This window comes from Sideroxydans lithotrophicus ES-1, from assembly GCF_000025705.1.
Classification (GTDB): Bacteria; Pseudomonadota; Gammaproteobacteria; order Burkholderiales; family Gallionellaceae; genus Sideroxyarcus; species Sideroxyarcus lithotrophicus.
The window spans coordinates 2873777-2889452 of record NC_013959.1 but is presented as its reverse complement, the minus strand read 5'-3'; the positions used below and the strand labels follow the sequence as shown (position 1 = coordinate 2889452).

Sequence of the window (15676 nt, the reverse complement as noted above, 5' to 3'; positions counted from 1 at the left end):
TCAGAACTGGAAATAGAGGAAGGGACTGTAGCTGCCGAACTGGTCTAATACCAGATACAACATGCCAAGCACCACGATGGCCTGCAGCACGGCCAGCGGCGTGCTACCCCTGATGAACCGGATGCGCGTCGAATTTGGCAACAGCCATACCCACAGCAATCCGGGAACCAGCAAACGCAGCAGTTCGCGTCCCGACATGTCGGTGAGCAAAAGCAGGTTGCCATGCATGACTGCATCAAACGAGATCGGACGAGCGGCGATGCCGAACATTGCTTTCAACATGACCAGTGCCTGCGCCAGGTTGCCCGCGCGGAACATCACCCAGGCTGCCACGACTGCGATGAACGTGAGCACACCGCCAGCCAGCGCGCCCAGCCAATTGGGTACCCAGCGCAGGAACCGTTCCGACACCATCTCGCGCCACAGGTTGTTGATGACGAGATAGGCGCCGTGCAACGCACCCCAGAGCACGAAGGTCCATCCGGCGCCATGCCACAGACCGCCCAGCAGCATGGTGGTCATCAGGTTGGTATAGCGGCGCAGCTTGCCGTGGCGGTTGCCGCCCAGCGGGATGTACAGGTAGTCGCGCAGGAAAGTGGAGAGCGTGATGTGCCAGCGCCGCCAGAACTCGATGATGCTAGTGGATTTGTACGGCGAATTGAAGTTGATCGGCAGGCGGATATTGAACATAAGCGCGATGCCCAGTGCCATGTCGGTGTAGCCGGAAAAATCAAAATAGATCTGCAGCGTGTAGGCCAGCGCGCCCGACCAGGCCTCGTAGATCGTCGGCAGTGTGCCGGTCGCCATGCCGTGCTGGGCGCCGTCGAAAATGGCAGTGGCGTAGGGTGCGATCGAATCCGCCCACAGCACTTTCTTGCACAGCCCCAGCGTGAACAGCAGCAACCCGGTGGCGACATTGTCCCAATCGATGCGGTAGGTTGCGTTGTGCGCGAACTGCGGCATCATGTCCTTGTGGTGCAGCACCGGCCCCGCGATCAGGTGCGGAAAGTAAGTCACAAACAACACGTAATGGATGAAGTTGTATTCCTTGACCTTGCCTTGGTAGGTATCCACCAGAAAGGCGATCTGCGTGAAGGTGAAGAACGAGATACCGAGCGGCAGGATGATGTCACCCAGCGGCAGATGCGAGCCGGTCAGGCTATTCGCGCTGGAAAGGAAAAAGTTCGCATATTTGTAGTAGCCCAGCAACAGCAGGTTGGCGGCGATGGCAAAGACCAGCACCCGTTTCTTGCGCGCGGCAGCGTGCTGCACGCCAGCCTTGGCGATCCAGGTGCCGAAGGCGTAGTTGCAGACGATCGAACCGAGCAGCAAGCCGACATAAGCCGGATTCCAGTAACCGTAGAAGACCAGCGACGAGATCGCCAGCCAGGCGGCGGCATACGCATGATGGATGCGCGCCAATTGATAGAAGCCCAACAACACGATGGGCAGAAACAGGAAGATGAAGCTGTAGGAATTGAACAGCATCGGTCAATATTCGGCGATGCGGCCAAAGACTGGCGGACGGGTTGGAATCGGTTTCATCGAAGCGTCAGGATTTTCTGTTACCCTATTTTACAGATAAACGGACGGGAACAAGAAATGGCGATCTATGCCGTAGGCGATATCCAAGGGTGTTACGCCGAACTTCAGCTACTGCTGGCGCAGATGCGTTTCGATCCTGCGCAGGACAGATTGTGGCTGGTGGGTGATCTGGTCAATCGCGGTCCCGGTTCGCTCGAAGTGCTGCGTCTGGTCAAATCGCTGGGCGACAGCGCCATCACCGTCCTCGGCAATCACGACCTGCATCTGCTGGCGGTGGCCGAAGGCGCCGCCGAGCTGCACCGCACCGACACACTGGACGGCATATTGAGCGCCCCGGACCGTGGCGAGTTGCTTGCCTGGTTGCGCCAGCAACGCCTGTTGTATGCAGAGGGAGACTACGTGCTGGTGCATGCCGGCTTGCTGCCGCAATGGGGTGTCAAACAAGCGGCCAGTCTTGCACGGGAGGTCGAAAGCGCCCTGCGCAGCGACGATTACGCTACTTTTCTCGCGCGCATGTATGGCAATGCACCGCACACCTGGGACGACGGTCTTGCCGGCTACAAACGTCTGCGCGTGATCGTCAATGCGTTCACTCGCATGCGCATCTGCACCCCGCAAGGCGAGATGGAGTTCAAATTCAAGGGAGAGGTGGAGCACATCCCGGCCGGGTTCCTGCCCTGGTTCGATGTGCCCGAGCGCAAGAGTCGCAAAGCCACCGTCATCTTCGGCCACTGGTCCGCACTGGGACTGAAGGTCACGCCCAATGTCATCGCGCTGGATACCGGATGCCTGTGGGGCGGCCCCATGACGGCAATCCGGCTCGACGATCGCCAGCTATTTCAGGTGAGTTGCAACAGCCCGGTGGCAAAACACTGGTAGGACCGGATCAGAACCTGCGTTTTTGCTGCGGGACAGCCGGGCCGCGTCCTTCGATATGGCGAAACGTGATGCGTCCCTTGCTCAGGTCGTAGGGCGAAAGCTCCAGCGATACCTTGTCGCCGGCCACGATACGGATATGGTGCTTTTGCATCTTGCCGGCGCTGTAAGCGATGAGCTTGTGACCGTTGTCCAGCGTCACGCGAAAACGCGAGTCCGGCAGGATCTCGTCTACCACGCCGTTCATTTCAAGCAGTTCTTCTTTGGCCATGGCCAGTTCTCCCGGGAATCAAGAAAGAAAAAGCCCGGCAGATGCCGGGCTCATAGTCAGGACTGACAGCATGGCAAAGTGCCATGCTTGCCTGGCCATTTATTCCGCTGCGCGGATGTTCGATGCTTGCTGACCCTTGGGGCCGGCAGTGATGTCGAAGCTGACTTGCTGACCTTCGGTCAGGGTCTTGAAACCCGAACTCTGGATCGCAGAGAAGTGGGCGAAAAGATCATCGCCGCCATTGGATGGGGTGATGAAGCCGAAGCCCTTGGAATCGTTGAACCACTTGACTGTACCTGTTGCCATGATGAAACTCCTTAATAACATTTAAAGGGGACGAAGCCCCACACTAGGGCGAAGTTCAAGACGGCAAGAAGATGAAGGAAGGATTACCGCAGATAACGGAGACTAACCAGACAGCAACAACAGCACTTGAGACTCGCTGGCGCGCACTATGGACTGTATTGCCGAGAATAGCAAACTAAATCTTCAACCAGCCTCGATTAATAGCAATAACCTCTTTACCATCTGTTCTGCCTGCCGCGCATATCCGCCGCCAAACAGGTTGGCGTGGTTGAGGATGTGATACAGGTTGTAGAGGTCGCGTCGCCTGGCATAGCCAGCATCCAGCGGCCACGCGGCGCTGTAGGCGGCGTGGAAGTCTGCCGGGTAGCCGCCGAAAAGCTCGGTCATGGCGATGTCGCACTCGCGGTCGCCGTAATATACGGCGGGATCGAAGATGGTAGGCGTGCCGTCGGCGGTGAACGCATGATTGCCGCCCCACAAGTCGCCGTGCAGCAACGAAGGCTGCGGGGCATAGCCTTTGAAAAAAGCAGGCAGGGCATCCAGCAATTCTGCGCCCAGAGTTTGCAATTGGCCGCCGTAGCCATTCTCCCGTGCAATCTGCAACTGGAAACCCAGGCGCCGTTCGCGCCAGAAAACCATCCAGTCGTCCTTCCAGGCGTTCGGTTGCGGGGTCGTGCCGATGAAGTTGTCCTGCGCGAACCCGAATCGCGTCGCTGTACAACGGTGCAGGGCGGCGAGCTGTTGCCCGAGCAATCCGGCATTTCCGCGTGACCTCAATTCCAGATGTTCCAGTACCAGGAAGCTTTGTTCGCCTGCGATCCCGTGTGCGACAGGGCGCGGTACCCGAATGGTGTCGGTCGCCGCGATGGCGTCGAGCCCGGCTGCTTCGGCCGCGAACATGGCGTGATGTTGTGCATCGTTGAGTTTGAGGAAATAGCGCGAGCCGTCAGTGCCTTGCAGGCTGAACGCTGCGTTGATGTCGCCGCCGCCAACCGGGGTCGCGTTGCTCACTGCGAACGGACGCTGCGTCGCAGCTTGGACGGCAGCGGAGAGTTGTGAAGACAGTTGTTGTTTCACGCCTTGAAACGCAGATCACCATGTTCGGAGAAGTCGAACATCGGCCCCCACGCCACTTCCCAGTAATGCCCGTCCGGGTCGGAGAAATAGCCACTGTAGCCGCCCCAGAAAGTGTCCTGCGGCGCTTTGGCGATGTGCGCGCCCGCCTCGGCGGCACGGGCGAAGATATGGGTGATCTCTTCCTTGCTGCGCGCGTTGTAGGCAAGAGTGACACCGCGAAAGTCCGGATGACCGGAATGTGCAGGCGCGTGCGCGCTGCCGCGCCGACCTGCAACATATGATCCGGTCGCTTCGCTGCGTGCACCTTGCACCAGCGGTGCCGGCAAGGAGTCTGCATGATGCTTCGGTTCTGTTGTCTCGATGCCGATGTCCTCGGCGAGTTTATCCAGCGGGTAGAGCGAGAGCCACACACCGGGCAGCGGGAAGAAGGTGACGCCTTCATATTGCGTGACAGGTTGAGTGGAAAAGATCTCGCGGTAGAAGGCGGTGGAATTGGCGAGGTCGGACACACCCAGGGTGATCACGGTCATGCGCGGGATCTTCATGTTGCCTCCTTTGCTCGTCATGCCGCAGCAACCGGCATGACGGTCTCTGCGCTTTTACAATTTGATGCGGGAACCGAAGTGGTGCTTGTACAGGTCGGAAAGTTCTGCGCGGGTGTATTTGTGGTTCTGTCCGCCGCGGCTGGCGATCTTGAGCGAGCCCATCAGCGAAGCCAGGCGGCCCGTGGTTTCCCAGTCCCACCCTTGCTGGATGCCATGCAGCAAGCCGGCGCGATAGGCATCGCCGCAGCCGGTCGGGTCGACGATGGCCTTGGGCTTCGGCGTAGGGATGGCGATCTGCTTGCCGTCGGCATAGATGAGCGAGCCATCGGCGCCGAGCGTGACGATCAGCGCGGTGACGCGCTGCGCGATGTCGGTGAGGGTCTTGCCGGTCTTGTCCTGCAGCATCCTGGCTTCGTAATCGTTCACGGTGACGAAGTTGGCCTGATCGATGAAGTCCAGCAATTCGTTGCCGGTGAACATCGGCATGCCCTGGCCCGGATCGAACACGAAGGGGATGCCGGCCTCGGCGAATTCGCGCGCATGGTTGATCATGCCGTCGCGTCCATCCGGCGAGACGATGCCCAAGGTGACTTCCTTGGCATCGCTGACATGGTTGAGGTGCGACATGCTCATCGCGCCCGGGTGGAACGCGGTGATCTGGTTGTCGTCGAGGTCGGTGGTGATGAACGCCTGGCCGGTGAAGTTTCCCGGTACATGGCGAATATGCGTTTGCGGCAGGCCGAGCTTCTCCAGCCGCTGCGTGTAATGCGCGAAGTCGTCGCCCACCGTCGCCATGATCAGCGGATGGCCGCCCAGCAACTGCAGGTTATAGGCGATGTTGCCGGCACAGCCGCCGTATTCGCGGCGCATCTCCGGCACCAGAAAAGCGACGTTGAGGATGTGGATCTGCTCAGGGAGGATGTGTTTCTTGAATTGATCCTTGAACACCATGATGGTGTCGTAAGCCATGGAACCGCAGATCAGTGTTTTCATTTCGTCGCCAGGATGTATGAATTGACAGGAGAGCGGATTATAACCGTGCCACGTGCGAGCTTCATCAACTTGCGCTCCGCACACGTTCAAGCGGCCACGGCAGGTTCACGGCCTGCCACAGAATCACCTCGGCAGGAAGGGTGATATGGCGGTGAGCGCGATGACCATGAGGAAGGTCGCATGCGACACCATTTCACGATTCCGGCGCGGTCGACTACAACGGCTTCCCCAACGTGCGGGCATAAAGACGCTGGGTGCGGTTCAGCGGATACAGCATCACCAGCAGGGCAGTGACAGCGATGCTGACCAGCACGACCATGTAGGTCACATCACGGATCACTTCACCACCCTCGATGCCGTATTTGAGCGGTAGCGTGGCGAGTACGGCGGCAGCCAGACCTTTTGGCGCCATCATCGAGGTCAGCGCGGTGTCACGCAGGGAATAGCCGGAATCGCGGAACACGTGGCGGGTCAGCGCCAGGCGCATCGCATAGACCAGTACCACCATGGACACGGAGGCGACCGCGAGGCGCAAATCGACGAATCGGATGGAGATGCCGAGGTAGACGAAGAAGTAGGTCTTGAGCAGGAATACTGCCTCGCGATAAAAAACCAGGTCGACTTCATTTAGCGGCACCAGCTTCTGTTCGACGTTCGAGATGCGGTGCAGGCCGAATTTTTCGAAATTGGTCAACGTGATGCCCAGCGTCAGCGATGCGACCGCACCCGAGAATCCCAGCAACTCGGTCAGGCCGTAGACGATAAATGCATAGGCCAATGTGGACGAAATGGTGTTGGGGAAATCGCGCACCTTGCCCAGCACCAGCAGCCAGCCGATGCCACCCAGCACACCGATGACGGCGGCAAAGACCAGTGAAGCCAGCACGCTGCCGACCAGCTTGCCGGGCTCGACCCCGCCTTGCGTGTGAATCTGCAGCAACGCGAATACGCCGACGATGCATAGCACGTCTGTCAGGGCCGATTCCAGGATCAGCACGGTGGAGCTTTTCTCGGACAACTGCAGCGCCGCAACCATCGGTATCACCACCGCCGGGGCCGATCCACCCAGGGTGACGCCAAGCAGCATGGCGGGCAGCAGCGTCAACTGGAGTGCGAATAGTCCGATCAGTGTGACGATGGCAACGGTGAGAAAAAAACAGGTGAAGGACAACAGCCCGATGGTACCCAGTGATTTGCCCAGGATGTCCAGGTTCAGCGAAGTGCCGCCTTCGAACAGGATCACCACCAGCGCGATAGTTGCGATCAGCGAGCCGACGCGTCCGAAATCCTCGGGCGATACCACGCCCAGCAGCGGACCGATCAGGATGCCGAGCATCATCAGCACCAGCACATCCGGAATGTTGGTCCTGCGGAACTGCAGCGACAGAAAATGGGCTAAGAACACCATCAACCCTATGACCAGTATCGTCGTGGACATGCAGTCTCTCCTCTTGTTAGCGGTGCGGATTGTACCGCACAGGGTCCACGACGTTTTAGTTGCATGGATAGCAATGCGTTGCAATCGGCAGTCCAGTATTCAACGGTGGCGCCATGACTGACACATCGGCGTTCGATTGCCTGCATCTTTCCGGAGATCTGACATGCGTTCTTGTTGCCCTGTTGCTGGCGGTGATGCGATCCTATCCCGGATAATGGGAGCATATGTGCGGGATGTTAATTCATATTGAAGAAGCGAATTAGTTCACCGTTAATATAGAGCCATGCAAGGGGGATATCGTGTCGAGGCATATCCGCATCGGATCTGGTGGGATATGGCAGGACTGGCAAAGCCCCCGCGTTCTGCGTCAGCGACTCTGACGCTTGAGCCACATTTTCTCGATCTCGACCACGCAAAACAGCAGCACGCCAAAGCCCGCGATCGATGCCCAGGCTATCGCATCGATCGCGACCACGCCGAACAGCTTCTGCATGAAAGGCAGATAGGTAAAGGCCAGCTGGGCCACAAGCAGTACGGTGATGCTGAGCAGTACATAGCGGTTGCCGACCAGGTCCTGCCAGCTGCGCACCGGTGCCAGCAGGTAGCGGCAATTGAACAGGTAGGCGATCTCGCCCATCACCAGCGCGTTGATTGCTAACGTGCGAGCCGCTTCCAGACTGGCACCGCGCGCCAGTTCCCACAGGAACAGGGCTATCGTGCCCAGTGCCAGCAATGCGGAGACGAAGCTGATGCGCCAGATCATGAAGCCGGACAGAATGGACTCGTCGGCAGCGCGCGGTGCACGGCGCATCACTTCCGGTTCGGCCTTTTCGAACGACAGCGCCAGCGCCAGCGTCACGGCGGTCACCATGTTCACCCACAGTATCTGCACCGGCGTCAGCGGCAGCGCCATGCCGAACAGGATCGCAACCAGCACGATGCCTGCTTCGCCGCCGTTGGTCGGCATGATGAAAACGATGGCTTTTTTGATATTGTCGTACACGGTACGGCCTTCCCGTACCGCGTGCGCGATGGTGGCGAAGTTGTCGTCGGCCAGCACCATCTCCGCTGCTTCCTTGGCTACCTCCGTGCCTTTCATCCCCATCGCCACGCCGATATCGGCGCGCTTCAGCGCGGGGGCGTCGTTCACCCCGTCACCGGTCATTGCCACGATCTCGCCGTTGGCTTGCAGCGCCGTCACCAGGCGCAACTTGTGTTCCGGGCTGGCACGCGCGAACACATCCACTTCGTTTACCGCCTTGCGCAGTGCCTCGTCATCGAGATCATCCAGTTTGCTACCGGTCAGCACGCGACCGTTACCGATACCGATCTGCGCGGCGATGGCGCGTGCGGTGTCGGCATGGTCGCCGGTGATCATCTTGACTCGGATGCCCGCAGTGCGGCATTCGCGCACGGCAGCGATGGCTTCGTCGCGCGGCGGGTCGCTGATGCCGACCATGCCGAGCAAGGTGAAACCGCCTTGCATGTCGGCGAAATTCAGCACTCGCTGCCCTTCGTCGACCGCCTTCATCGCCAGCGCCAGCACCCGCTGTCCGACCGCGCCGGTCGCGGCCATCTGCGTGTGCCAGTACGGCAGATCGAGCGGTTCGTCATCGCCGCCGCCGCGCTGGCGGTGGCACATCGCCAGCACCTGTTCCACGGCTCCTTTCACGAAGATGAAGGCATGCCCGTTGTGGTCGTGGTGCAGCGTCGCCATGAAGCGATGTTCCGATTCGAACGGGATGTGGTCGGTGCGCGGCAACGCACCATGCTCGAACCGGGCATCCAGCCCGGCTTTCAGTGCCAGCGGGATCAGCGCCCCCTCGGTCGGATCGCCCGTGATATGCCACTGCCCGGCGTCTTCGTGCAGCTGTGCATCGTTGCAAAGCAGGCCGGTGCGCATCAGATCCAGTACATGCGTATATCCGCTCAGGTCTGTCTCCTTGTCGCCGATGGCGAAGCCACCGTGCGGGGCATAGCCGCTACCGCTCACCCCGAACACCTGTGTTGACGTGATCACACGCTGTACGGTCATTTCATTTCTGGTCAGAGTGCCGGTCTTGTCGGTGCAGATGGTGGTGACCGAGCCTAGCGCCTCCACCGCAGGCAGGCGGCGCACGATGGCGCTGTGTCTGGCCATGCGCTGCACACCGAGCGCCAGCGTGATGGTGAGCACGGCAGGCAAACCCTCGGGGATCGCCGCCACCGCCATGCTCACGGCGGCAAGGAACATGTCGCCGAGGTCGAAGTGATGCACCAACCAGCCGAACAGGAACGTGACCGCGGCCAGCGCCATGATGGCGAAAGTCAGCCAGCGGCTGAACGCCTCCATCTGCCGCAGCAATGGCGTGGTCATGGTCTTCACCTCTTCCAGCATGGTGCTGATGCGCCCGATCTCGGTGGCGTCGGCGGTAGCCACCACCACGCCCACACCCTGCCCGTACACCACCAGCGTGCTGGAATAGGCCATGCAGTAGCGGTCGCCCAGCACGGCATGCACGTCCGTGGCGGCAACCTCTTTTTCAATGGCGGCGGATTCGCCCGTCAGTGAGGCCTCTTCGATACACAGATTCTTGGTGTTCAGCAGACGCAGGTCGGCGGGTACCTTGTCGCCGGATTGCAGCAGCACGATGTCGCCGGGCACCAGCGTCTCTGCTGCGACCACGACGCGTTTGCCACCGCGCAACACGGTGGCCTCGGGCGACAGCATGCGGCGGATGGCTTCCATGGCCTGCTCCGCCTTGCCTTCCTGGATGAAGCCGATGACAGCGTTGATTGCCACCACGCCGACGATCACACTGGTATCCACCCAGTGCGCCAGCAAGGCTGTGACGAATGCCGCTGCCAGCAGCACATAGATCAGCACATTGTGGAATTGCAGCAGGAAACGCATCAGCGGCCCGCGCCGCGGTGGCGGCGTCAGCCGGTTCGGGCCGTATTGTTGCAGGCGTTTTGCCGCCTCGGCAGAAGACAGGCCGTCATGTGATGCTTCAAGGGCTGCCAGCGCATCCTGTGCAGGCAGGCTGTGCCAGACGGGAGCGTGTGTTGGATTTTTGGCCGGGTTTTGTGTGCTCATGCCATCTCCGCAGATTGAAACAGCATGGTACAACGAACGGGGAGGCTAATCGCAGGGCCTTGCAATCAACGGACTTGCTCGTGCTTGAAGTAGTACCAGAGGTAATAGATGCCGATCAGGGTGCCGACCGGAAAGGTGAGCAGCGACAGTACCGCAGCGGGCAGGCATATCCGCCATGATTTGTGCAGATTCGCTATCAGCAAAAATCCGGCTACGAGGTGGTGGTCAACAGGATGAGCCAGATCCATGATGCGGAGATCCCGGATTTCTCAGCGGCGAAACGATGTGCTGGCGCACATCGTTTCGCCGAAATGGCACACCAAAAGGAAGGATGGAAAAGCCAAGGAGAAACGCCGGTTCCGACAAGATCAAGGGGCTGCCACTTGCTCGCTCTTGTCGAGCGCGGCCAGTGCCGCGTCGTAGTTCGGTTCGTGTTTGATGTCGTCCACCAGCTCGGCATGGATGATCTTGTCCTTGTCATCCAGCACCAGCACGGCCCGCGCAGTCAAACCGGCCAATGCGGTGTCGGCGATCTTCACGCCGTAGTTGCGCATGAAATCGCGGCCGCGCATCAGCGACAGCGTGACGACATTCTGCAAGCCTTCCGCCACGCAGAAGCGGTTCATCGCGAAGGGCAGGTCGGCGGAGATCACCAGCACCACTGTGTTGTTCAGTTTGCCGGCAGCTTCGTTGAACTTGCGCGTCGAAGTGGCGCATACGGCAGTGTCGAGGCTGGGCACGATGTTGAGCACCTTGCGCTTGCCGGCGAAGTTCTGCAGCGAAACGTCCTTCAGATCCTTGTCCACCAGCGTGAAATCCGGGGCCTGTTGGCCCGCGCCGGGAAATGTGCCGAACAGGGTGACGGGTGCACCACCGAGTGTGGTGGCAGGTTTTTTGGCTGTATCTTTGGTCATGTTGGATTCTCCTCAGCTTGTCGCCCGGACGGAATGCAATGCAATCCGGGAGATTTTGAAAGACCCGGATCCCGTTCTGGCGGCATCCGGGTTGCCCGTTGCTCAGGCGTATGACGAAACAGGCGGACAAGCACAAACCAGGTTCTTGTCGCCGTACACATTATCCACCCGTGCCACGCTGGGCCAAAATTTATTCTCGCGCACCCAGGGCAACGGGAAGGCAGCCTGTTCGCGCGAGTAGGGACGCTGCCACTCGTTGGCGCAGACCGATTTCGCGGTATGCGGCGCATGCTTGAGGATGTTGTCCTTCTTGTCGGAGCGGCCGGCGATGACTTCGTCGATCTCCTTGCGGATGGCGATCATGGCATCGCAGAAACGATCCAGCTCGGCCTTCGATTCGCTTTCGGTCGGTTCCACCATCAGCGTATCTACCACCGGGAAGGAGGTGGTCGGCGCATGGAAGCCGAAGTCCATCAGGCGCTTGGCGATGTCGGCCACTTCCACGCCGTCCTTCTTCCAATCGCGGCAGTCGAGGATCATCTCGTGCGCGCAGCGGCCGTTGCTGCCGCTGTACAGGGTGGCATAACTGTCCTTCAACGATTCCTTGATGTAGTTGGCATTCAAGATCGCCATCTTGGTCGCCTCGGTCAGTCCCTTGCCGCCCATCATCTTGATGTAGCCGTAGGAGATCAGCAGGATCAGCGCGCTGCCGTAGGGTGCGGCAGACACCGCGTGGATGCCTTGCGCACCGCCAACCTTGACCACCGGGTGCGATGGCAGGAACGGCGTCAGGTGCTCCGCCACACCGATGGGGCCGGCGCCCGGTCCGCCACCGCCGTGCGGAATGGCGAAGGTCTTGTGCAGGTTGAGGTGGCACACGTCCGCGCCGATGTTGCCGGGGCTGGTGAGTCCCACCTGTGCGTTCATGTTGGCGCCGTCCATGTACACCTGGCCGCCGTTGGCATGGATGATCGCGGTGATGTCGCGGATCGACTCTTCATACACGCCGTGCGTGCTGGGATAGGTCACCATCAGGCAGGACAGGTCGGCTTTGTGTTCTTCGGCTTTGGCGCGCAGGTCGTCAACGTCGATGTTGCCCTTGCTGTCGCACTTCACCACCACGATATCGAGTCCCGCCATCGCTGCGCTGGCCGGGTTGGTGCCGTGTGCAGAGGAGGGGATCAGCACCACGTTGCGCTGGTCTTCGCCGCGCGAACGATGGTAGGCCTGGATCACCAGCAGGCCGGCATATTCGCCGGACGCGCCGCTGTTGGGCTGGAAACTCATCTGGGCGAAGCCGGTGATCTCGGTCAGCGCTGCATTGAGTCCTGCGATGACTTCCTGGTAGCCCTCGGCCTGTTCCAGCGGCACGAACGGATGCAGGTTGGCGAATTCAGGCCAGGTCAGCGCCAGCATCTCGGAAGCCGCATTGAGCTTCATGGTGCAGGAACCCAGCGAGATCATCGAGTGCGTCAGCGACAGGTCCTTGTTCTCCAGCCGCTTGATGTAGCGCATCATCTCGGTTTCGGAGTGGTAGCTGTTGAATACGGGATGACTCAGGATGGCCGATGACCGCGGCTTCGCGAGCAGCGTCTGGGCAGAGATCTGCGTGGCGGTGAGCGCGGGTGCGGCCTTGCCTGCAGCCTGTGCGAACACGGCGAGGATGGCGTTGAGATCGTCGACCGAAGTGGTCTGGTCGAGCGCGATGCTGAGTCCATCGCCGGCGTAGCGGAAGTTGATCCGGGCAGCATCGGCCAGTGCGTGGATTTTCACGTTGTCGGTGTGCATCAGTTTCAGCGTATCGAAGAACACGCCGTCGGCCACGGTATAGCCCAGCTTCTTCAATTCATCTGCCAGCGATGCTGCAGAACGGTGAACTTGCGATGCGATGGCGCGCAGTCCCTCGGCACCGTGATAAACCGCATACATGCTGGCCATGATCGCCAGCAATGCCTGCGCGGTGCAGATGTTGGAGGTGGCCTTCTCGCGGCGGATGTGCTGTTCGCGTGTCTGCAGTGCCATGCGCAGGGCAGGGTTGCCGTCGGCGTCGACCGATACACCGATGATGCGGCCCGGCATCGAGCGCTTGTGCGCATCGCGACAGGCAAAGTAGGCGGCGTGCGGGCCACCATAGCCCATCGGCACCCCGAAGCGCTGTGTCGAGCCTAGCACCACGTCCGCACCCCATTCGCCGGGCGGCGTGAGCAACACCAGACTCAGAATGTCGGCCGCGACCGCGATGGTCATGCCATGTGTCTTGGCGCGTTTCACGAAGTCGGCATAGTCATGCACGGTGCCGTCGGCGGTCGGGTATTGCAGCAAGGCGCCGTACAGTTTGTCGTTCAGTGTGACGCTCTTGAAGTCGCCGATCACCAGCTCGATGCCGAGCGGTTTGGCGCGTGTCTTCAGCAATTCGATGGTCTGCGGAAAACACTCGTTCGACACGAAGAAACTGTTCTTGCCGGCCGCTGCATCCTCGCGCGAACGCAGCCCGTGCAGCATGTGCATTGCCTCGGCTGCCGCAGTCGCTTCATCCAGCAGTGAAGCGTTGGCGATCTCCATGCCGGTCAGGTCCATGATCATGGTCTGAAAATTCAGCAGCGCTTCCAGGCGGCCTTGTGCGATCTCCGCCTGGTAAGGCGTGTAGGCGGTGTACCAACCGGGATTCTCCAGCACGTTGCGCTGGATCGCCGGCGGCACCACGGTGTCGTAATAGCCCAGGCCGATGTAACTCTTGTACAACTTGTTCTTCGCCGCGATGCCGCGCAAGTGTTGCAGGAAAGCGTGTTCGCTCATGCCGTCCGGCAGGTTCAGCGGTTTCCTCAGGCGGATGGCGGCAGGCACGGTCTGGTCGATCAGTGCGTCGAGCGAGGGCGCGTCGATCTTCTTCAGCATGGCTTGAACGTCTTGCGCGCTGGGGCCGTTGTGGCGATTTACGAATTGATCTGACATAGGATTTAGGATCTGGGATTTAGGATTTGGCAAGGATGGCGAGGATTCGGAACGAGGATCGAAGAATTGGTTTTCCAAATCCAAAATCCCAGTTCCTAAATCCTGCCCTAATGTGCTTCGCTATCGACAACGGCTTGATAAGCGGTCGCATCCAGCAGCGCGGCGACATCGGCCGCATTTTCCGGCTTCATCTTGAAGATCCAGGCACCATAGGGATCGCCGTTGATGGCTTCCGGTGCGGAATCCAGCTCGCCGTTGGCAGCGGTCACCGTGCCGGACACGGGGGCATACACGTCGGCGGCGGCTTTCACCGATTCCACCACGGCGCACTCCTCCTTGGCTTTCAGCTTGCGCCCCGCGGCGGGCGCTTCGACGAACACCATGTCGCCCAGCAGTTCCTGTGCATGCTGGGTGATGCCGACGGTAATGCTGCCGTCGGCTTCGGTTTTGACCCATTCGTGGGAGGCGGTGTATTTCAGGTTGCTGGGGTTGCTCATGGTCATGTCCTCTAGAAAATTAAATCAGGCCCTTGCCGTTGCGGGCAAACGGGTACTTCACTACTTTTGCGTTCAACAATTTGTCGCGGATCTCGACGTGCACCGTGTCGCCGATCTGCACGCCGTTCGGCACGCGCGCCAGCGCGATGGATTTCTCCAGCGTGGGGGAGAAGCTGCCGCTGGTGATCTCGCCATCGCCATGCGCGGTCTTGACGTGCTGATGGCCGCGCAGCACGCCGCGATCCAGCAGCACCAGGCCGACCAGTTTCTTGGTGGGCGGATTGGCCAGCAACGCGGCCTTGCCGATGAAATCGCGTTCGCTCTTCAGGTCCACGGTCCAGGCCAAGCCAGACTCCAGCGGACCGACCGTCTCGTCCATGTCCTGACCGTACAGGTTCATGCCGGCTTCCAGACGCAGCGTGTCGCGCGCACCGAGGCCGATGGGCTTCACGCCTTTTTCCGCGAGTGTGTTCCAGAAGAATGTCGCGGCCTTGGCCGGAAGCATGATCTCGAAACCGTCTTCGCCGGTGTAGCCGGTGCGCGCGATGAACATCGCGCCCATCTCCACTGCGCTGAAAGGAACCAGGCCTGCACTCAATTCCTCGCTGCCGGGCAGCGCTTCCCAGACTTTTTGCCGGGCATGAGGGCCTTGCACGGCGATCATCGCCAGTTCGGGATGGTCGGCGATGTCCAGACCGGGAGCATGAGCTGCGGCCTGCGCCTTCATCCAGGCGATGTCCTTGTCGGCGGTGCCGGCGTTCACCACGATGCGGAACCACTCCTCGGTCATGAAGTAGACGATCAGGTCGTCGATCACGTGGCCATCCGGACGCAACATGGCCGAATACAGCGCCTTGCCCGGCATGGTCAATTTATCCACGTTGTTAGCCAGCAGGTAACGCAGGAACTGGCGCACGCCGGCCCCCTTCATGTCGACCACGCGCATGTGCGAGACGTCGAACATGCCGCAATCGTTGCGCACCTGATGGTGCTCGTCGATCTGCGAACCGTAATTCACCGGCATGTCCCAGCCGCCGAAATCCACCATCTTTGCGCCCATGGCGCGGTGTGCTGCATTTAAAGGGGTCTGCTTGAGCGCTGTCATGATTTGCTTTCCAAACGAAGTTTCAGTGGAGACTGACCTTCAGGTTAGTCGTAACTAAAAAATAAAAAAGGCGAAGCAGCC

Annotated in this window: 14 protein-coding genes; 1 reads left to right on the top strand and 13 read right to left on the bottom strand. The window is 60.2% G+C overall.

Annotated elements, in window-relative coordinates:
- On the bottom strand, positions 1–1488 hold the full coding sequence (locus tag SLIT_RS14335; protein ID WP_013030993.1) for an MBOAT family O-acyltransferase: 1488 nt from the start codon (positions 1486–1488) through the stop codon (positions 1–3).
- A gap of 114 nt (positions 1489–1602) precedes the next feature.
- On the opposite strand from SLIT_RS14335, the gene SLIT_RS14330 reads away from it, so the two are divergent.
- Complete coding sequence (locus tag SLIT_RS14330) at positions 1603–2424, top strand: symmetrical bis(5'-nucleosyl)-tetraphosphatase (protein WP_013030992.1); 822 nt, start codon at positions 1603–1605, stop codon at positions 2422–2424.
- Positions 2425–2431: 7 nt separating this feature from the next.
- Here the strand turns inward: SLIT_RS14330 and infA are convergent, their stop codons facing one another.
- The 12 genes from infA to gcvT all read right to left on the bottom strand — a co-directional run bounded on the left by infA (position 2432) and on the right by gcvT (position 15595).
- Positions 2432–2692: a translation initiation factor IF-1 gene (gene infA / locus SLIT_RS14325; RefSeq protein ID WP_013030991.1), complete on the bottom strand. Its 261-nt coding sequence runs from the start codon at positions 2690–2692 to the stop codon at positions 2432–2434.
- A 99-nt stretch (positions 2693–2791) separates the two neighbouring features.
- Positions 2792–2998 (bottom strand): cold-shock protein, encoded by a 207-nt coding sequence (locus SLIT_RS14320; protein ID WP_013030990.1) that lies wholly within the window; start codon positions 2996–2998, stop codon positions 2792–2794.
- A 183-nt stretch (positions 2999–3181) separates the two neighbouring features.
- On the bottom strand, positions 3182–4075 hold the full coding sequence (locus tag SLIT_RS14315) for a fructosamine kinase family protein (RefSeq protein WP_013030989.1): 894 nt from the start codon (positions 4073–4075) through the stop codon (positions 3182–3184).
- On the bottom strand, positions 4072–4620 hold the full coding sequence (locus SLIT_RS14310) for a VOC family protein (RefSeq protein WP_013030988.1): 549 nt from the start codon (positions 4618–4620) through the stop codon (positions 4072–4074). Before SLIT_RS14310 ends, SLIT_RS14315 begins: the two co-directional genes overlap by 4 nt.
- Positions 4621–4674: 54 nt before the next feature.
- Complete coding sequence (locus SLIT_RS14305) at positions 4675–5613, bottom strand: carbohydrate kinase family protein (RefSeq protein ID WP_013030987.1); 939 nt, start codon at positions 5611–5613, stop codon at positions 4675–4677.
- Positions 5614–5827: 214 nt separating this feature from the next.
- Positions 5828–7051: a cation:proton antiporter gene (locus SLIT_RS14300; RefSeq protein WP_013030986.1), complete on the bottom strand. Its 1224-nt coding sequence runs from the start codon at positions 7049–7051 to the stop codon at positions 5828–5830.
- 367 nt (positions 7052–7418) lie between these two features.
- A complete protein-coding gene (locus tag SLIT_RS14295; protein WP_013030985.1) occupies positions 7419–10127 on the bottom strand; it encodes a cation-transporting P-type ATPase in 2709 nt (902 codons plus the stop codon).
- 65 nt (positions 10128–10192) lie between these two features.
- A complete protein-coding gene (locus tag SLIT_RS14290) occupies positions 10193–10375 on the bottom strand; it encodes a hypothetical protein (protein WP_013030984.1) in 183 nt (60 codons plus the stop codon).
- 120 nt (positions 10376–10495) lie between these two features.
- Positions 10496–11041 (bottom strand): thiol peroxidase, encoded by a 546-nt coding sequence (gene tpx, locus SLIT_RS14285; RefSeq protein WP_013030983.1) that lies wholly within the window; start codon positions 11039–11041, stop codon positions 10496–10498.
- Positions 11042–11143: 102 nt separating this feature from the next.
- Positions 11144–13993 carry an aminomethyl-transferring glycine dehydrogenase gene (gcvP, locus tag SLIT_RS14280; RefSeq protein ID WP_013030982.1) on the bottom strand — a complete coding sequence of 950 codons (2850 nt, stop codon included), beginning with the start codon at positions 13991–13993 and terminating at the stop codon, positions 11144–11146.
- Between the two features lie 107 nt (positions 13994–14100).
- The gene (gcvH, locus tag SLIT_RS14275; protein ID WP_013030981.1) at positions 14101–14490 is read right to left on the bottom strand and encodes a glycine cleavage system protein GcvH; all 390 of its coding nucleotides are present in this window, start codon (positions 14488–14490) and stop codon (positions 14101–14103) included.
- 19 nt (positions 14491–14509) lie between these two features.
- Complete coding sequence (gcvT, locus tag SLIT_RS14270; RefSeq protein ID WP_013030980.1) at positions 14510–15595, bottom strand: glycine cleavage system aminomethyltransferase GcvT; 1086 nt, start codon at positions 15593–15595, stop codon at positions 14510–14512.
- Between the last annotated feature and the right edge of the window lie 81 nt (positions 15596–15676).